The sequence below is a fragment of the Paenibacillus sp. Y5S-9 genome, assembly GCF_036894235.1.
Taxonomy (GTDB): domain Bacteria; phylum Bacillota; class Bacilli; order Paenibacillales; family Paenibacillaceae; genus Paenibacillus.
The window spans coordinates 1,474,886-1,493,196 of the sequence record NZ_CP145887.1; the positions used below are offsets into that span (position 1 = coordinate 1,474,886).

Annotated in this window: 15 protein-coding genes; 13 read left to right on the forward strand and 2 right to left on the reverse strand. The window is 46.1% G+C overall.

Features of this window, described 5'->3' with window-relative positions; genetic code table 11:
* Positions 1-249 precede the first annotated feature (249 nt).
* Positions 250-1,464, reverse strand: a complete 1,215-nt coding sequence (locus tag V6669_RS06450; RefSeq protein ID WP_338591923.1) for a glycosyltransferase — start codon at positions 1,462-1,464, stop codon at positions 250-252.
* Between the two features lie 382 nt (positions 1,465-1,846).
* On the opposite strand from V6669_RS06450, the gene V6669_RS06455 reads away from it, so the two are divergent.
* The 4 genes from V6669_RS06455 to V6669_RS06470 all read left to right on the forward strand — a co-directional run bounded on the left by V6669_RS06455 (position 1,847) and on the right by V6669_RS06470 (position 10,573).
* Complete coding sequence (locus V6669_RS06455) at positions 1,847-2,428, forward strand: TetR/AcrR family transcriptional regulator (protein ID WP_036611349.1); 582 nt, start codon at positions 1,847-1,849, stop codon at positions 2,426-2,428.
* Between the two features lie 206 nt (positions 2,429-2,634).
* The gene (locus V6669_RS06460; protein ID WP_338591927.1) at positions 2,635-4,917 is read left to right on the forward strand and encodes a YhgE/Pip domain-containing protein; all 2,283 of its coding nucleotides are present in this window, start codon (positions 2,635-2,637) and stop codon (positions 4,915-4,917) included.
* Positions 4,918-5,588: 671 nt separating this feature from the next.
* Complete coding sequence (gene gltB / locus V6669_RS06465; RefSeq protein ID WP_338591929.1) at positions 5,589-10,187, forward strand: glutamate synthase large subunit; 4,599 nt, start codon at positions 5,589-5,591, stop codon at positions 10,185-10,187.
* A 230-nt stretch (positions 10,188-10,417) separates the two neighbouring features.
* Positions 10,418-10,573, forward strand: coding sequence for a hypothetical protein (locus tag V6669_RS06470; RefSeq protein WP_221819112.1), 156 nt, complete (start codon positions 10,418-10,420; stop codon positions 10,571-10,573).
* Positions 10,574-10,670: 97 nt separating this feature from the next.
* Here the strand turns inward: V6669_RS06470 and V6669_RS06475 are convergent, their stop codons facing one another.
* On the reverse strand, positions 10,671-11,039 hold the full coding sequence (locus V6669_RS06475) for a helix-turn-helix transcriptional regulator (RefSeq protein WP_017690127.1): 369 nt from the start codon (positions 11,037-11,039) through the stop codon (positions 10,671-10,673).
* A gap of 378 nt (positions 11,040-11,417) precedes the next feature.
* Between V6669_RS06475 and V6669_RS06480 the strand changes: the two genes are divergently transcribed.
* From V6669_RS06480 to pssE, 9 genes are all read left to right on the forward strand, one after another.
* Entirely contained in the window at positions 11,418-11,822 is a 405-nt protein-coding gene (locus V6669_RS06480; protein WP_338591932.1) for a hypothetical protein, read from the forward strand.
* Between the two features lie 155 nt (positions 11,823-11,977).
* On the forward strand, positions 11,978-12,736 hold the full coding sequence (locus V6669_RS06485) for a CpsB/CapC family capsule biosynthesis tyrosine phosphatase (protein WP_105597655.1): 759 nt from the start codon (positions 11,978-11,980) through the stop codon (positions 12,734-12,736).
* 38 nt (positions 12,737-12,774) lie between these two features.
* Complete coding sequence (locus tag V6669_RS06490; protein WP_017690124.1) at positions 12,775-13,524, forward strand: Wzz/FepE/Etk N-terminal domain-containing protein; 750 nt, start codon at positions 12,775-12,777, stop codon at positions 13,522-13,524.
* Positions 13,505-14,182: a CpsD/CapB family tyrosine-protein kinase gene (locus tag V6669_RS06495; RefSeq protein WP_221819114.1), complete on the forward strand. Its 678-nt coding sequence runs from the start codon at positions 13,505-13,507 to the stop codon at positions 14,180-14,182. The genes V6669_RS06490 and V6669_RS06495 overlap by 20 nt, the downstream gene beginning before the upstream one ends.
* Positions 14,183-14,369: 187 nt before the next feature.
* A complete protein-coding gene (gene galU, locus V6669_RS06500) occupies positions 14,370-15,272 on the forward strand; it encodes a UTP--glucose-1-phosphate uridylyltransferase GalU (RefSeq protein ID WP_338591940.1) in 903 nt (300 codons plus the stop codon).
* Between the two features lie 35 nt (positions 15,273-15,307).
* Positions 15,308-15,967, forward strand: coding sequence for a sugar transferase (locus V6669_RS06505; protein WP_047844154.1), 660 nt, complete (start codon positions 15,308-15,310; stop codon positions 15,965-15,967).
* 34 nt (positions 15,968-16,001) lie between these two features.
* Positions 16,002-17,378, forward strand: a complete 1,377-nt coding sequence (locus tag V6669_RS06510) for an O-antigen ligase family protein (protein ID WP_338591943.1) — start codon at positions 16,002-16,004, stop codon at positions 17,376-17,378.
* Entirely contained in the window at positions 17,375-17,833 is a 459-nt protein-coding gene (gene pssD / locus V6669_RS06515; RefSeq protein WP_036668906.1) for a PssD/Cps14F family polysaccharide biosynthesis glycosyltransferase, read from the forward strand. Before V6669_RS06510 ends, pssD begins: the two co-directional genes overlap by 4 nt.
* Positions 17,830-18,309, forward strand: coding sequence for a PssE/Cps14G family polysaccharide biosynthesis glycosyltransferase (pssE, locus tag V6669_RS06520; protein WP_338591949.1), 480 nt, complete (start codon positions 17,830-17,832; stop codon positions 18,307-18,309). Before pssD ends, pssE begins: the two co-directional genes overlap by 4 nt.
* Positions 18,310-18,311: the final 2 nt, after the last annotated feature.

An 18,311-nucleotide genomic window follows, 5' to 3' on the forward strand; every position in this document is an offset into this window, starting at 1 on the left:
CAGGGTAGTTAACTGTGTGTGCATCACACGGCCCTTTAAAAAGCCTGAATCGTAGTTTTATTTCGTTATTTAAAATATCGTTATACTCTAAATTACCCTTTTTTCTGCCAAATCATACGGTGGAATTAGTGAAAATAAAAGAAGGTTCCCTTCCAAAAATTCGGAAGGGAACCTTCTTTGTATATCGTGAGCAATTGTCTTGTCCCCTATAACACCTCCTGAGAGCTGTTCTATAGGTCCATAGAGGCATCAGAATGGTATTCTGGTACCTGACAAGGACGTGGAAGCAATTCCGGCTGTGAAGCGCTCCACGGAGGTTGTTGTGACTTCGGCCGTAGTCGGGAACAATAAGTTATGAACAGCTTGAGCACAGCACTTCGGATCATAGGCCGAATGGTTACCTGAAATATGTGCTACGTTCAGCGGGCTTTCAGTTTGAGTAGATGCCTGTTCCACTAATTGTCTGAAACGATTGGTGATCACATCGGCAGAGTGAATGACCTGGCCGTATCCGGCTTGTACAAAGTATTCACAGTTCTCTTCCTCTTGACCTGCAATCGGAGGAATGAACAACATCGGTAGACCCTTGGCCAGCGCTTCAGTGCATGTCATGCCACCTGGCTTGGTGATCAGCACATCGGATACATCCATCAGTTTGCTTACTTCCCGTGTATATCCCAGAATACGAATATTCGGATGCTGGAAGCAAGGCATTTCCTTCATTTTTGCGATCATTTTTTCATTGCTTCCTAGACAGAAGACCAATTGAACACGATCTGCCCAGGACGTGAGAGCTTTCATATGATCCTCATCAAACGAAAGTCCCCATCCACCACCCATAAGAAGCGCCGTAGGCATGTTCTGAAGCCCCATCTCTTCCCGTAGCTTCACCTTATCTCCTGCTTCCCAGAAGTCTGGATGCACAGGGATTCCCGTGATCTGAATATGGGAGGGATCGACACCCCGGATCTCAAGCAAAGCTTTGACCTGAGGGGTAGAGACCAGATATTTGTTCACTTCCGGATTAATCCATGTTCCGTGCACGTCATAATCCGTCACAACGGTATAGAGTGGGATATTCAGACCCTGGCGTTTGAGCCGGGAGATGACAGCATTCGGAAAAGGATGGGTACAGATCACCGCATCGGGTTTCAGTTGGGATACTACCTGTGCCGTCTGTGTATAGAAAATTCGGTGCAACGCCAGCTTGGTAAAACCATTTAATGATTTGTTGTACTGTGTGCGGTACAACAGGCTGACCAGTTTGGGTTGAACCGATAGTGTCTTTCGATATGCAGAGAAAATTAGTGGAGCTACGGTTGGGTTCAAAAATTTGCCTAGTTCAATGACACGACTGTGAACATGTGGACTGACTTTTTTGATGCCATGTGCCAGCGCATGAGCGGCCTGAGTGTGACCGGTACCGAAACCTTCCGATAATAAGAGCACTCTTGGTTTTCGCATGAGTTCACCTTTATTCATAAGTTTTAATTCAAAATGAAGATATTCATTGTTTATTCTAGCTATGGAATGCGTTACTACATGAATATACATTGAAGCGCAAAATCATGTTTCTTCTATGAATATTTACACCATATATCTTACAATGAGACAACCTAAACTTCATTATATATACGTATTATCTGAGTCATCTTACACTATAGACGACGACAGAAGGAGTTTCCACTGCATTTAGGTTAAAAAATATTAACACAATTTTTAAAATGTTAGGGTTGCAATCTGTTTTCGAAGGTGGTATTGTAGTTTTTGACCGAATGACTGAATTGTATTTTTGGTCATTTATGTAGAGCGATTGAACAATGAGTGCGATTAAAGGAGGGATTAGATGGCTCCGATTGACAGGAGACAGCAGGTTATTCATGCAGCAGCCCAGTCGTTTGCCATGTTTGGATACAAAGCAACGACGATGGATCAGGTCGCCAAGATTGCGAACGTTGGCAAAGGAACGATCTATACGTTTTTCACCAATAAGGAACAATTGTTTGATCAGATCCTGGTAGAAGTGATTCAGGAAATGAAGAACATCGCGCATCGTGAAGTGCATCAGGAAAGTGCATTTTTCGATAATCTGTTTCGAGTATTGGATGCCTTGTTAGAGTTTCGTCGTGATCACGATCTGCTTGTTAAGTTATCTCAGGAGCTGAAGGACTTTGGAACGCTGCAGGCCAAGGAAGGTTTGGACAAGGTGGAGAAAGTAATCTCCGACTTTCTGGCTAAGGAGCTTGAGAAAGCAAAAGACAATGGAGAGATTCGAGATTGTGATCCGCAAGTCGTCGCATTTATGATGATTCGCCTGTATATTGCATTAACCTCAGACTGGAGCAAACAACATCAACCGCTGAGCAAAGAGGAAATTAAGACTTACTTTCGCCTTTTCTTAATGGAAGGAATTGCTGCTGTAACGTAATCCGAATTTAATCTACTATAATATAAGGATTTTTACGCGTATCAAGCAGGGAGGCTTGTCGGAAGACAGGTTGTTTTTTTGCCCTGAAGTGACCGTTTGAGGAAAGTGGTCACTTCGTGTTTCAGTATGTTTTCTGGAATGCGACATTGTATTTCATTATGGTTATTCCTGCTCATGGAGCAGAGAGATTAAGGGGAGAAAATGACATGAAATCTTTATCCGTGTTTTTCAAGGATGTGGGATCGGCCGTGAGAAACCCGAAGGTGTTGATCCCTGTTATTGCAATTATGTTTATACCGATCCTGTATAGTGGCATCTATCTGGCGGCATATTGGGACCCGTATGGTCATGTGGATGAGATGCCGGTTGCCGTTGTCAATCTGGATAAAGGTGCTGAGCTGGAGGGCAAATCCCTCCATGTAGGTAGTGATCTGGTGGATGAACTGAAGAAAAATGCCGATTTCAAATGGGATTTTGTCAGTGCAAGCCAAGCCAAAGAAGGCATGAGTAATGACAAATATTATATGCAAATTACGATTCCGGAGAACTTCTCATCCCAAGCAACAACATTGCTCGACGACAAGCCGGAGCCGGCTGATCTGATCTATGAACCGAATGGCAATTACAGCTTTGTCGGTGCACAGATCGGTAAGACCGCTATTAAGGACCTGAAGGCAAAAGTCTCAGCCAAAGTAACGGAATCCTATGCAGAGACATTGCTCGACAAGTTCTCCGAAGTATCGGATGGCTTGGCTGAGGCAGGCGATGGGGCAGGTGAACTGAATACCGGCGCAGGCAAACTGGATGATGGTGCTGTTAAGCTCAAGGATAACCTGGCGAAGCTTGCATCCGGAACGCTTGAACTTCAGGAAGGACTTTCTCCGTTAAGTGATGGTGTTAACGCGCTGCACACAGGGGCAACCAAGCTTGAAAGTGGAACATCGAATCTTGTATCCGGTCTTCAACAGCTTCAGGCAGCTGCTTCGAGCCAGCTTCAGAGCGGGGCAGATCAGTTGAAGGATGGCAGCGCCAAGTTGGAAACCGGACTCCAGTCTTCACTGGATGGCACAAGTAAGTTGCAGTCTGGCCTGAAATCGTCAGAACAGGGCAGTGCGAAGCTGTCGGATGGTCTGCAAAGTGCTGTTCAGGGCAGCGGTACACTTGCAACAGGCTTGCAATCGGCTGTAGATGGCAGCTCCAAGGTTGCTGATGGTGCACAGGGCGTAGCCGCCGGATTGAAACAGCTTGCTGCATCGAACCCCGAACTGGCCGAAAATGCGGATGTACAGAAGCTGCTTGCGGCAAGTGAGGCTGTCGCTGATGGCAGTGCACAACTGCATGAGAGCGAGCAGAAGCTGGCGCAAGGTGCAGATCAGCTGCATCAGGGCAACCAGCAACTGGCTGCGGGTGCAACCGAGCTTCATGGAGGCCAGGAGCAACTTCTTGCTGGTGCGAACCAACTGGTGGATGGTCAGAAGCAATTGCTGGCTGGTGCCGGACAGCTTAGTCAAGGAGGAGCGAAGCTCTCCGATGGCCTGAAGCAGTTCAGCGGCAAGCTGGGCGATGCTGCAAGTGGCGGTACATTGCTTGCAGATGGTGCCAAGCAGCTGGGCTCAGGGACAACAGCTTTGCAAACGGGTGTAGGTAAACTAAGTGGTGGCGTTAGTTCACTAACCGATGGTTCCAAGCAACTGGGTGATGGCGCGGGCAAACTGGCTGACGGTCTTACTGAACTAAAAGATGGCTCAAGTGAACTGGAAACCAAGCTGAATGATGCCGCACAGAAAACATCCGAAGTTAAGAAAACGGATGATGTAGTGAACATGTTCGCTGAACCGGTGAACTCCTCGGAGAACACAGCAGAGAACGTAAGCAATTATGGTACAGGATTGACACCGTTCTTCCTGTCGATCGGTCTGTTTGTAGGATCGTTGATTTCCACGATTGTATTGAAAATGCGGGAAACGTCCGTACCTGGTGCAACAGGCTGGAATCGTTTTGTCAGCCGGACACTGGTATTTGGCTCGGTGAGCATTTTCCAATCGGTTATCGTGGCAAGCTTCATGTTATATGGTCTTGGACTGGAGACGCACAGCGTAGGGCTGTTCTATCTGTTTACCATTATTACGGGGCTGACCTTCATGTTGATCGTTCAGGCGCTTGTAACCTGGCTGGATCTGCCTGGACGGTATGTTGTCATTCTGCTGCTGGTCTTCCAACTTGCGGCGAGTGCAGGAACCTTCCCGGTAGAACTGATTCCATCATGGCTTCAGGCATTTAGCCCTTGGTTGCCAATGACACACAGCATTATGGGCTTCAAAGCCGTGGTATCGAGTGGTAATCTGGATGTGATGTGGCATCAGGCAGGAATTCTCAGCATCTATGCAGGTGTATCCATTCTGCTGACGCTTGCTTACTTCCTCTGGAATGGCAGACGTCCGAAAAAAGAAGTCGAACAGGCTGATTCTGGTCAAGTTGTGACGGCATAAGTCGAACCTGATCTTCAGCAGGGTCATATTTTTGAAAAAAACTTTATTTTCTTGTAGTGGAATTATGCAATATAGTAGTCAAATAGTGCAAATAGCCTGTGGCCCCAAAAAGGGGTTGCAGGCTATTTTGTATACAAATGCATAGAGAAGTAAAGTTTCGCTGGCTTAAGCAGTGAAAATTTGGTGGAATTATGGATAAACCTAGGCCGCACATGGAACGATTTTCTTCTGTCAGCAATTTAATTCAGTTGTACTCTGGCATAAAAAGTGTATAATTATTCGAAAAAGAGATGAATTTAAACGTCACTACTGTAAAGCTGTACTGCAAAACATTTCTTATCAGAGGTATTAAAAAGTTTAAATTGCGCTGATGTTAGGTCGGTGTTAAAATAATAGAACTATATCAAAAAAACGTCGCTCCATTTCAGTAGCCGTGCCAGCGGCTGCGTGTTGATTTATACATGCTGTTTGCCGGATCGTCCGGATCAGCTCATCTCATTCAATTGCTTCTGCCCAATAGCAGGCATTATTTTTGACAGTCTCATACTGTCACCTCTTCTATCTAGCAGGCTCTATCGCAAGCGAAAGGCCAGCTCCTCCCGTTTCATTGTTGCCTGTTGCCTATGTTCTTGATCTTTCCGAAATACTTCATTATAGAAAGGTTGCGTTCCATGAGACACATCGGATTACCTCCAAAACAGGGTCTGTATGACCCGCAGTTCGAAAAAGACGCATGCGGAATGGGTTTTGTTGCCAACATCAAAGGAGTACCTTCACACGATATCGTTAGTCAGGCGCTCACCATGCTCAGTAACATGGAGCACCGTGGAGGACAGGGAAGTGAACCGAATTCCGGCGACGGAGCAGGTATCCTGATTCAGATTCCACATCGCTATTTTGCACAGGAAGCGGAACGTCTTGGTTTTGCATTGCCAGAACAGGGGTTCTATGGCGTAGGGATGTTGTTCCTTTCCCAAGACCCTGCCATTCGTAGTGCACATGAAGAGAGCCTTAAGAAGATTATTGAAGAAGAAGGACAGACGTTCCTGGGTTTCCGGGATGTTCCTACTTTTGATGAAATGCTTGGCCGTTCTGCGCTTGCAGCGAAACCTTATGTACGTCAGGTGTTCATTGGAAGATCCGCAGATGTGAAAGATGAGCTTGGATTCGAGCGTAAGCTGTATGTTATTCGCAGACGCGCTGAGCTGGCTATTCGTTATTCGGCAGATGAAGCAGAAGGCGGTTCATTCTACCTTCCAAGCTTGTCTTGTCGCAAAATTGTATATAAAGGCATGCTGACAACGGAACAGGTAGGAGAGTTCTATCTGGATCTGCAGCAAGACCTTGTTGAATCGGCTATTGCACTTGTGCATTCCCGTTTCAGTACAAACACCTTCCCAAGCTGGGAACGTGCCCACCCGTATCGCTTCATGATCCACAACGGTGAGATCAACACGATGCGTGGTAACGTGAACTGGATGCATGCTAGACAGTCCTTGTTCGAGAGTGAATTGTTTGGTGACGACATCGCCAAAGTAAAACCGGTCATCAATCCGGACGGTTCGGATACAGCCATGTTTGATAACACACTGGAGTTCCTGTATCTGAGCGGCCGTTCTCTGCCACACGTGGCCATGATGATGGTTCCTGAACCTTGGAGCACAGATGAAGGCATGGACCCTGCCAAAAAAGCATTTTATGAATATCACAGCACAATGATGGAGCCTTGGGATGGACCAGCAGCAATGGCCTTCACAGATGGTTTGCAAATTGGTGCAACACTTGACCGTAACGGTTTGCGTCCAGCTCGTTATTATGTAACCAAGGATGACCGTATTATCCTGTCCTCCGAAGTTGGGGTACTTGATATCGCACCGGAAGAGATCCTGTATAAAGATCGTCTGCGTCCAGGTCGGATGTTGCTTGTGGATACACAAGAAGGCCGCATCATCGCGGATGAGGAAGTAAAAGCAATCATTGCAGCCGAGAATCCGTATCAGGATTGGCTTGATGAGCATTTGATGGATCTGAGCGAGTTGCCGGAAGCACCGGAACTTCCTGATCCAAAACATGATAACGTGACCCAGCTTCAGCTGGCATATGGTTATACATTTGAAGAACTGCGTAAAATCCTGGAGCCCATGGCAACAACAGGTATGGAAGCTACGGGTTCGATGGGTTATGATGCACCGCTGGCTGTGCTGTCGGATCGTCCGCAGCGTCTGTACAACTACTTTAAACAGATGTTTGCCCAGGTAACCAACCCGCCAATCGATGCAATCCGTGAAGAGATTGTGACGTCTACGGCAACAACCATTGGACCTGAGCGCAACTTGTTGAATCCAGAACCGGAGAGCTGTCGCCAGATCCGTCTGGATACACCGGTATTGTCCAATGAAGACTTTGCGAAGATTCGCCATGTGCGTCGCCCAGGCTTCCGCTCCATGACGATTCCAATCTTCTTCACCGCTGCGGAAGGAGCAGAAGGACTTCGCAAAGCGATGGATTTGCTCTTCGAAGCTGCGGATCGTGTCATCGACAAAGGTCATAACATTCTGATCCTGTCTGACCGCGGTGTGGACGCAGAGAATGCTGCCATTCCTGCATTGCTTGCTGTAGCAGGTCTGCATCACCATCTGATTCGCCAGGGAACCAGAACCAAAGTCAGCATTATGCTCGAATCGGCAGAACCGCGTGATATTCACCACTACGCGTTGCTGCTGGGTTACGGTGTAAGTGCCGTGAACCCTTATCTGGCTTTTGAAACGCTGGATGACATGATTCAGCAAGGGTTGCTGCGTGGTATCTCGCATGAGAAAGCAGTGAAAAACTACATTAAAGCAGCTACCAAAGGCGTTACTAAAGTGTTGTCCAAAATGGGGATTTCTACGATTCAATCGTATCGTGGAGCTCAAATCTTCGAAGCGGTAGGTCTGAAATCAGACTTCGTTGACCGTTACTTTACCTGGACACCTTCCCGTATCGGTGGAATTGGGCTGGAAGAAGTGGCAGCCGAAGCGTTGACACATCATAACCGTGCCTTTACGGAAAAAGACGGTAACGATAAAGTATTGGATTCCGGTGGGGATTATCAATGGCGTAACGACGGAGAAGAGCATCTGTTCAATCCGCAAACCATTCATACCCTGCAACATGCGGTACGCACTGGGGATTACAAGCTGTATAAAAAATATTCCAAACTTGTACAAGGTGAGAATGATCAATTGTTGACCATTCGCTCCATGCTGAAACTGAAACCGGTGGGAGCTTCCATTCCACTCGAAGAAGTTGAATCCGTAGAAGATATCATGCGTCGTTTCAAAACAGGTGCAATGTCCTTCGGTTCGATCAGTAAAGAGGCGCATGAAGATCTTGCCATCGCTATGAACCGTGTTGGAGGTAAATCCAATACTGGTGAAGGTGGAGAAGATCCGGCTCGCTTCATTAAAGATAGCAACGGGGATTCCCGTCGCAGTGCGATTAAACAGGTAGCATCCGGACGTTTTGGTGTTACATCCAACTACTTGGTTAATGCCGACGAGATTCAGATCAAAATGGCTCAGGGAGCTAAACCAGGTGAAGGTGGACAACTGCCAGGACGTAAAGTGTATCCTTGGGTTGCTGAAGTTCGTGGATCTACACCGGGTGTAGGTCTGATCTCGCCACCACCGCATCACGATATCTACTCAATCGAAGATTTGGCAGAGTTGATCTATGACTTGAAAAATGCCAATCCGCGTGCTGAGATTAACGTGAAGCTTGTATCGGAAGTGGGCGTGGGTACCATTGCAGCTGGTGTAGCCAAAGGCCGTGCCGATATTATCCTCGTCAGCGGTTATGACGGTGGTACAGGTGCATCACCGCAAGGTTCGATTCGCCACGCAGGTATGCCTTGGGAACTAGGTCTTGCAGAGACACATCAAACGCTGATGCTGAACAATCTGCGTGACCGTGTTGTCCTCGAAACAGACGGCAAAATGCTTAACGGCCGTGACCTGGCGATTGCTGCCTTGCTTGGAGCAGAAGAGTATGGATTCTCTACAGCACCGCTCGTTGCACTTGGCTGTATCATGATGCGTGTCTGTCAGATGGATACCTGTCCGGTTGGTGTAGCGACACAGAATCCGGAATTGCGTAAAAATTATATGGGTGATCCAGCTCATGTGGTTAACTTCATGCGATTTGTTGCTGAAGATGTGCGTGAGATCATGGCTGATCTTGGGTTCCGTACCATTCAGGAGATGGTTGGACGTACAGATTGCCTCGAAACGGTAGAAGCCGTAGATCACTGGAAGAAAAAAGGTGTGGATCTGTGTGTATTGCTGCACGTGCCTGAAATGCCGGAAGGCTCTGCACGTTACCGCACACAGCATCAGAACCACCAATTGGAAGAAACGCTGGATATGCAGCAATTGCTGCCACTGGCACAGTCTGCTATTGAATCGGGTCAACCGGTTGAAGCGGTACTTCCAATTACAAACGTTAACCGTGCAGTAGGTACCATTTTGGGTAGTGAGATCACACGTAAATATGGACTCGCAGGATTGCCTGAAGATACGGTTAAATTCAAATTTGTCGGCTCTGCCGGACAAAGCTTTGGGGCCTTTGTACCTAAAGGTATGACCTTGACCGTTGAAGGGGATTCCAATGACTACGTAGGTAAAGGACTGTCCGGAGGTAAACTGATCGTGATGCCTTCTCCGAAAGCAACGTTTGAGGCGGAAGATAACATCATTATCGGTAACACGGCTCTCTACGGAGCAACAAGCGGCGAAGCGTATATCCGTGGTATTGCGGGTGAGCGATTTGCTGTACGTAACTCGGGCGCCAAAGTCGTCGTTGAAGGTGTAGGCGACCATGGTTGTGAGTATATGACAGGTGGACGTGTCGTTGTACTGGGCGATACAGGTCGTAACTTTGCAGCAGGGATGTCCGGAGGTATTGCCTATGTGTATGATCCGGAAGGCACATTCCTGAAACGTTGTAATCTGGAAATGGTTCTTTTGGAGCGTATCGAAGATGTGGCCGAAAGTGCAGATCTGCGAGGCATGATTCAACGTCATGTTGCCAATACAGGAAGTGCTGTCGGTCAGCGCGTTCTGGATAACTGGCAAGATGCGCTGAATCAGTTCGTTCGGGTTATTCCGAAGGACTTCAAACGTATGACAGAACAAATCGAACGGATTCAGGCAACAGGTTTGACGGGAGAAGCAGCGCTGCTTGCAGCATTTGAAGCGAATATGCGTGAACTTGCACGTACTGGAGGTTAATAACTTCCTTGTTCAAAGGTATAAGTGCATGAACAGGTTGTATTAAGAATAATAGGAGCAATGTGGTTGCCATTCCGGCACCATATTGCTCCTATTTTGCTTTCGACAAAATTAGAACCCCTTCAAAAAACGTTATCGCCATGAGACGACAACATCGAAGAACGTTCTCAAGTATAATAAGGCTAGTTTTGGAGGGCAGGGAAAGTATAAAGATAAGAGAGGTTAGCGGAATGAATATGAAGCATCCAAACAGGGACGATCGTAGGCCGACAGGTAAACCAGTCGAAGCAACCCAGATGGACATCATGAAAGTTTTACTGCAATGCGGAATCGACCCGGAGCGTTGGACCCATTTCGTATCCTCCGTCAACAACAAGCGTCCTTGACACAATAGACAAGCATGGAATGAAAGGGAATTAAGACACAAAAAAAGCCCAGAAGCCAGAGAGGTTATCTCTCAGGAACTGGGTCCTCTTTTCGGGTTTAGTCCATACTGCGTTCCATTCGGACAAACGCAATAAAACGACGTGCCTCTTCTTCTGTTAAGGACTTCCCATCAATCATCAAATCGAAGCGTTCCAACACTTCCTTATCCGATAACTCCAAGGTATCAACGAATTCACGTACGTCTTCATCCATCACGACATCGCTTTGCTTTGTACGTCCTATAAGATAATCAATAGACACCTCAAAGATGTCAGCAAGTCTCGTTAACACTTCGAAATCCGGTTTACGACGGTTCTTCTCGTAGTGGGAGAGAGCAGCTCTGGTGATATGAATGGAGCTCGCAAGTTCTTCTTGAGTAAGTCCCCGCTGTTCCCGTAATTCAGCAATGCGATTTCCGTAGCTCATAAGCTATTTCCCCCTGAACGACATCAAATATATATTGAAACAATCCTGAGCCAAGTGTTTGATCAGGGCAGCTTTCCTGCAAAAGAGTAACTCCTCATGTGTTTCCTTTAACCCATTTCCATTTGTAAATAGGTCTGTCTAAGGACATCTCAAATTGTCGTAAATCAAAAGAACCATGTCCAAATACCGCTTGACATGATACGTATTGTATCGTAAATTGGACGTATGGAGTTACAAAATGTATCATTTGGAATATTTTAAGTATCTCCTTGTTGCCTGGACCATATACCTGTGAGAAGGAAGTAGAGGCAGTCCATGTAGGCTAATCCATTCTAAAGGAATGAAACCATGTATTCAATAATTCAGGAATGGGCTGATATGAAATTAAATGTCCATATGTACATTCAGGAGTTTCATGGGAAAATGGTAGACCGCAAAAGACGCCCTGTTCTGTTACTTGGAATGGACACTCAAGCAATCACCTTCCTGAGCGACCTGAACTTGCCAGTATCATCAGAAATGCTCATTGGTTTGGATGTTGAAGATCATCATGTATGTGTAAGACTTCACGCAAGGTTGCAATGGAAACAGCCCTTCGGAGAACTCACAATGTATCATTCAAACTTGCATATTCAGCACGAACAGAAACTATATATAACTGGACAGTTAAACACAATGCTTACTGAAGTTCAGTTTCCCGCGGTTTCCCGTTTTCAGTATGAAAAGGCAACAGAGCAAAAGACTCAGCAGGAACCCTATCATTACATTGATTTCACCATATAATTCCAAGTCGATTCTTAACATTTTCTGAACAAAACATGTACTTAACGCCATTTTACTATATTTCATAGCGTTATGCATTAGTTCTTTAACACCAAAAGCATTTGCGCAATGAATAAAGGGGCGAGGGGGCTCATACTATTTCAGGAAGTTTGGATATGGTTGAAATGCACTGCCACATATTATCCGGCCTGGATGATGGTCCTGTTCGAATGGAGCAGTCCGTTGCGATGGCTGAGAAGGCGGCAGCCTCAGGAATTACCTCCATTATTGCTACTCCGCATCACCTGAACGGGCAATACAACAATGAACCGATGGTGGTCAATCAGGCGGTGAACCTGCTTCATGCAGAACTTCGCAAACGTAACATTCGCCTGGAGATCCGTCCCGGACAGGAGATCAGGGTGCATGACAACCTGATTGGAGACTTATATGCAGGAAAGTGCTGCACACTCGCCGGAAGTCGTTACATGTTGCTGGAACTGCCCTTTGGTCATATTCCCTCACAGTTCCCCAGGATACTGCATGAATTACGAATAGCGGGAATTACCCCTATTATTGCTCATCCGGAACGCAATCGTGTCATTTTGAAGAAGCCAAGGTTGTTGGCTGATTACTTGAGTCAGGGCGGACTATGTCAGCTCACAGCTCAATCTTTCACTGGGCTTTTCGGACGGAAAGTTCGGCAGTGGTGTTTTCATTTTTGTAAAGAAAACGGGTTTCATTTCATTTCATCAGATGCACATGATACGTGCAAAAGGACATTTGCCATAAGTGAAGGGGAGCGGGCCATCGAGCGTCGTTTTGGAGCTGAAGCCGTTAAGCGGCTGGCAGAGAATGCGTCGCACATTCTATCGAATTCGTGTCTGGTCACTGAACGCTGGAAACCTCGCAAATGGCTACTGTCCATCTGGTAGTTACATAGGATAGATCACAACGTATAGGAGGAATGAAAGTGGAACTGAAAGGATATTTTCGACTCTTACAAAAGAAACTGTGGTTGATTGTTGCAATTGCTTTGATAGCCGGTGTGGGTGCAGGGGTCAAAAGCATTTTCTTCACCCAGCCCATCTATGAGGCAAGTTCCAAACTGATCGTGAACCAGACCTCTAACGTTCAAGGCCAGGCGATGATGGACTTTAGCATGATTCAAACCAATATCAAACTCATTAACTCATACAGAGAAATTATTAAATCTTCGGCCATTATGGATAAAGTCGCTACTACGTATCCGGACTTAGGCTTAACCTCTGCTCAACTCATGAATAGCACCTCCGTCTCTACAGCCAGCGAATCCCAAGTGATGAGCATAACTGTACAAGGGACTACCTACGAAAAAGCCGCCAAAACGGTCAATGCCATCTCCAACGTGTTCCAATCTCAAATCCCCCTAATTATGAAAATCGATAATGTGGCTATCCTCAGTGAAGCAAAAGTGGATAGTAACGCATCTCCAATCAATATGAAAACCACATTAAGCATCATTGTCAGTCTGTTCGCAGGTCTTGTGCTCGCGATTGCACTCGTATTCTTGCTGGATTATCTGGATGACACATTCAAATCCGAAACTGAACTTGAAAAAGAGCTGGGCCTGCCTGTGCTTACCGTGATATCCAAAATGAAAAAAGATGATCTGAAAAATACGAAAAATTACGTGTCTCAACAGAAAGTGGGGGATGGCAAATATGTCGCGGCAAACCAATGAAAATAACAGTCTGGTGACCTATTTTAACTCCAAATCTCAAATCTCGGAGGGATACCGTAAATTACGGACGAACATCCAGTTCTCCTCAATCGACAGTCATATCAAAAAAATCATGGTGGCTTCCGCTGAATCCGGCGAAGGCAAGACCACAACCATTAGCAACCTGGCGGTAACCTATGCCCAGGAAGGCAAAAAAGTTCTGCTGATCGATGCGGATCTGCGCAATCCTTCCTTGCACCAGGTGTTTTCCGTACCGAATCATATCGGTCTGAGTAGTGTGCTGTCTAATCAGTACAGTGTGGAAGACGTGCTTAGAGAGAGCTACATCGACAATCTCCAATTATTCACTTCTGGCCCAATTCCGCCGAACCCTTCCGAGATGATCGGTTCCAACCGGATGAAAAGGCTGATTGAGAAGTTAGAGGATCAATATGATGTCATCATGTTTGATACACCGCCGGTGCTCGCTGTAACGGATGCACTCATTGTGAGTTCGCTGTGTGATGGTGTGCTGCTGGTCGTGAACTCGGGCAAGGTCAAGAAGGAACTGGTGAAGAAGACCAAGGCTGCTCTGGAGCATGTGAATGCTCGAATCCTGGGCGCAATCCTGAACAATATCAAAAACGTTGCAGTTCCGGTGGGTTACGGAGAGAAGTAAATCTTCCATCCAATGCTCCCAAGTAAACAGGTAATGTCTACTGCACCTTTATCACTGTAGGCACTCGGTCATGCTGTGGGTTCAATGAACCTTAGACGTTAATCGTCGAAGGTATGACGTGAGGACGGGTTAGATGCCCTGGTTCAACTTTTATCAAACTAAAAAAAAAGAGGATAGGGTGGTATTTATGAAAAAAGTGAGAAAAGCAATCATTCCTGCAGCTGGACTAGGTACACGATTTTTGCCAGCCACAAAAGCGATGCCCAAAGAAATGCTCCCTATTGTGGACAAACCAACTATACAGTATATCGTTGAGGAAGCCATTGCCTCTGGAATTGAAGACATCATCATCGTAACCGGTAAAGGGAAACGGGCAATTGAAGATCATTTCGACAACGCTTTTGAACTGGAGCACAACTTGCTGGAAAAAGGGAAACTGGGCTTGCTTGAAGAGGTCCGCAAATCTTCTAACGTGGATATCCACTACATAAGACAAAAAGAGGCCAAAGGACTTGGTCATGCTGTCTGGTGTGCACGTAACTTTATCGGTGACGAACCTTTTGCCGTGTTGCTCGGAGATGACATCGTCGTATCGGAAGTGCCATGCACCAAACAATTGATTGATCAATATGATCAGGTTCAACATTCCATTGTTGGCGTACAAACCGTACTTGCTGAACAAACAGACAGATACGGCATTGTGGACCCGCTTCAATCGGATGGCCGTTTGACAGAGGTTCTCAGGTTCGTAGAGAAACCTGCCCAAGGCACAGCGCCTTCCAACCTGGCGATTATGGGGAGATACGTACTGAGTCCAGAGATTTTTGATCATCTGGAGCAACAAGAGATTGGTCAAGGGGGAGAGATTCAATTAACAGATGCGATTCAGCGCTTAAATGAGACACAAGGAGTGTATGCTTACGATTTCGAGGGAGTACGTTATGACGTGGGCGAGAAACTGGGATTCATTTTGACAACCATCGATTTCGCTCTGCAAAAACAGGAACTTAGAATTCCAATGCTGCAAGCTCTGCAACAGATTCTGGAAAAAGAGTCGGTAGAACATGTAGCCGGGGGGGAGTTTGAATGAGTCCATCTCCCCAAACGAAGGAAGCGGAGATTGTTATGGACCCAAGTCTGGGGTACAATGCATCAACGATGTCAGGACAAAATGCGGATAAAGTGTATCTATTTATGAAAAGAATGCTCGATTTGCTGGGTTCTTTCATAGGTTTGATCATTTTGTGCCCCTTGTTTGCGGTCATCGGATTACTGATCAAAATCGAGGCCCCGCAGGGGTCTGTTTTTTTTCGTCAGGTACGGGTCGGACAGAATGGAAAAGAGTTTCATATGTACAAATTCAGGTCCATGGTTGCGAATGCAGAAGATCTGCTGGAACAATTGATTGATCAGAATGAAGTGAATGGAAATATGTTCAAAATGAAAAATGATCCCCGCATTACCCGGATTGGCAAGTTCATTCGGAAAACCAGCCTGGATGAACTGCCTCAGTTGTGGAACGTATTCAGAGGAGAGATGAGTCTCGTTGGACCCAGACCGGCTCTGCCCAGAGAAGTGAAGAACTACACTTCCTATGACAGACAACGCCTTCAGATGATCCCGGGATGTACGGGATTATGGCAAGTTAGCGGTCGAAATAGTGTTGGTTTTGAGGAAATGGTGGAGCTGGATCTGACGTATGCCCGTGAGCGCAGCATGATGGTGGATATCAAAATTATCTTCAGAACGTTCAAGGTGCTGGTAGGTTCGAAGGATGCGTTTTGAAACACGATTCTGGCTTTGAGGTGGCATAGCAGATATGCAAAAGACCGGTATACTTGCTGCATTAAATATGAAGTCGTTTAATATCATTCTTTTTTCGCTGGTAATTGTCTTCGCAGCAATCTATCTTCCGCTAGTCTCGGTTGTTGCACTCATAGCTGTGATTCTGCTGGGCGTTTATATTAAACAGCCCAGCTGGATTTTTATGATTCTCATTGTAAGTTTCTCATTGTCCATTGATAAAATATTTAGCATTCATCTGGCAGGACTGGATTCGCTGTCCTTCTACAAGCTGGCGATTCTGGGTTTTGTCGTCTCTCTTTTTTTACGCTTTGGTATTCGCAAAGAGTTGATATATCCTGCACTGGCGATTGGTTTTTTATTTGTAGAGAGTTATTTTCTATCTGATCTGCCCAGCAAGGTTAGTCCGCTCGATCCATTCAAGGCCTTTCTGGGAGTCATTGTTCCTTTTTTGTTGCTGATGCCCCATTTTTCAAGAGAGATCAGTCAACGAATTATACGTGTACTCGCATGGTTGCCGCTGTTCAGTCTTGCTGGTGGTTATATTCTGCAACTCGCCGGCATATTGTCCATTACTAACCTGGAGATGTCGGGTGTAACCCGGTTACAAGGAGCTAACATCGCCGCGCATCTGGCCATGTTGTGTTTTATCTCCATCTGTGTCTGTCTGATTCAGATCAAGCAAGGCCATCAGGTTGTTCTGTATTACATGCTTACCTTGACACATCTGGTTATTCTGGTCCAGACGGGAACAAGGGGGCCGCTTATTGCGCTTATTCCGATTATACTGGTCTATCTTTTTGATCAACTGAAAGCCTTCATCAAAGGCAGAGTCAGTGCCATTATTCCTCTCATTCTGTTCGTTGTCGCTGTGGCCTATATGGTGATTGCGCAGTGGGACAATTATGAGATGAGGTCAGAGAGCAAAGGCTTGTCGGGAAGGGATGTAGCCTGGAATTATTTTATTGGCAAAGCAAATGAGTATCCGATATTTGGACGTGGACTCGGCTCAACTCTCGTAGCGAATGATGGAAGTATCTTTTCTGGATTCGTCGTTCCGCATAATGAATACATTCGTTTTTATTACGATGGCGGTTTAGTTGGAGCCATCCTGTTGTTTCTAGCGCTGCTGCTGGTGTTCCGGGCCGTGTACTTCCGGTTGAGCGGCATGATCCGGTTGTATTTTGCCGGAATGATTATCGGTTTCCTGACCTATTCCTTTTTTGACAATACCCTGTCCACGGTTCATCTGATTGCTCCATTCTGTATCTTCCTGAACGCGTTATATGCTACGGGAAATGGAGTTCATTCCAAGTCAGGGGCTGAAGCAGAAGTGGATATACAGATACAGCGAGCCAAGGACGTATCCTTTTCAAAGGAGATTAGAACATGAAGGTCTGTTTGATCAGTTCTACAGGCGGTCATTTTGATGAATTAACCAAAATTATTCCTGCGGTTGAAGAACATGATTATTTCCTGATTACCGAGAAGAATAAAAGCAGAAAAGTAGAATCGTCTCAGGGCAAAGTATACTTCTTAATGCAGCAAGAGCGTAAAAATGCGATGTTCTTGCTAATCTTTGTGGCTAATATTATCAAGTCGTTCTTTCTATATCTGCGTGAGCGTCCAAAGGTGATCATTACAACAGGGGCGGGAGCTACCTATCCTTTTTGCCTCATCGGTAAAATCTTCGGTGCCAAGCTGATTTATATCGAAAGTTATGCCAAGATCTATTCCTCCAGCGCAACCGGGAGATTGATGTACAAAATCTCGGATGAGTTCTTCATCCAATGGGAAACGTTGCAGGATAGCTATCCCAATGCGAAGTACAGGGGGGCTTTGTTTTGATATTTGCTATCGTTGGAACCCAGCGTTTCCCCTTCAATCGGATGTTTGAGCTTATTGATGAGGCGATTGAGGCAGGAATAATTGAAGAAGAGGTTGTTGCCCAATCCGGATATACCGAGTATCAGCCGCGAAATTTCACTATGATTCCTTTCCTCACGCAGGAAGAGATGAATGAATATGTGGAGCGCAGCAGATGCATTATCTCTCATGCGGGTGTTGGCTCCATTACGAATTCGCTCGAACGTGGCAAGCCGGTGATCGTCATTCCACGCCGGAAAGAATGGGGCGAGCATGTGGATGACCATCAGCTTGAGATCTCCAAGGTTTTTCAGGATAACGGCTATGTGGCCGTCGCGGAGAGTCAGGCTGATTTGCAAAAGCTAATTCCTTGCATAGAGGAGCTGACGTTCCAGCCCTATATAAGAAAACAGTCTGATCTGATCTCATCCATTAAAAATTACGTGAATAGTCTGTAAGT

Coding starts and splice junctions, on each gene's coding strand:
- V6669_RS06485 (WP_105597655.1), top strand. CDS start 11,978: ATGGTTGAAATGCACTGCCACATATTATCCGGCCTGGATGATGGTCCT.
- V6669_RS06495 (WP_221819114.1), top strand. CDS start 13,505: ATGTCGCGGCAAACCAATGAAAATAACAGTCTGGTGACCTATTTTAAC.
- V6669_RS06455 (WP_036611349.1), top strand. CDS start 1,847: ATGGCTCCGATTGACAGGAGACAGCAGGTTATTCATGCAGCAGCCCAG.
- pssD (WP_036668906.1), top strand. CDS start 17,375: ATGAAGGTCTGTTTGATCAGTTCTACAGGCGGTCATTTTGATGAATTA.
- V6669_RS06480 (WP_338591932.1), top strand. CDS start 11,418: ATGAAATTAAATGTCCATATGTACATTCAGGAGTTTCATGGGAAAATG.
- V6669_RS06505 (WP_047844154.1), top strand. CDS start 15,308: ATGGACCCAAGTCTGGGGTACAATGCATCAACGATGTCAGGACAAAAT.
- V6669_RS06470 (WP_221819112.1), top strand. CDS start 10,418: ATGAATATGAAGCATCCAAACAGGGACGATCGTAGGCCGACAGGTAAA.
- gltB (WP_338591929.1), top strand. CDS start 5,589: ATGAGACACATCGGATTACCTCCAAAACAGGGTCTGTATGACCCGCAG.
- V6669_RS06475 (WP_017690127.1), bottom strand. CDS start 11,039: ATGAGCTACGGAAATCGCATTGCTGAATTACGGGAACAGCGGGGACTT.
- galU (WP_338591940.1), top strand. CDS start 14,370: ATGAAAAAAGTGAGAAAAGCAATCATTCCTGCAGCTGGACTAGGTACA.
- V6669_RS06450 (WP_338591923.1), bottom strand. CDS start 1,464: ATGCGAAAACCAAGAGTGCTCTTATTATCGGAAGGTTTCGGTACCGGT.
- V6669_RS06510 (WP_338591943.1), top strand. CDS start 16,002: ATGCAAAAGACCGGTATACTTGCTGCATTAAATATGAAGTCGTTTAAT.
- V6669_RS06460 (WP_338591927.1), top strand. CDS start 2,635: ATGAAATCTTTATCCGTGTTTTTCAAGGATGTGGGATCGGCCGTGAGA.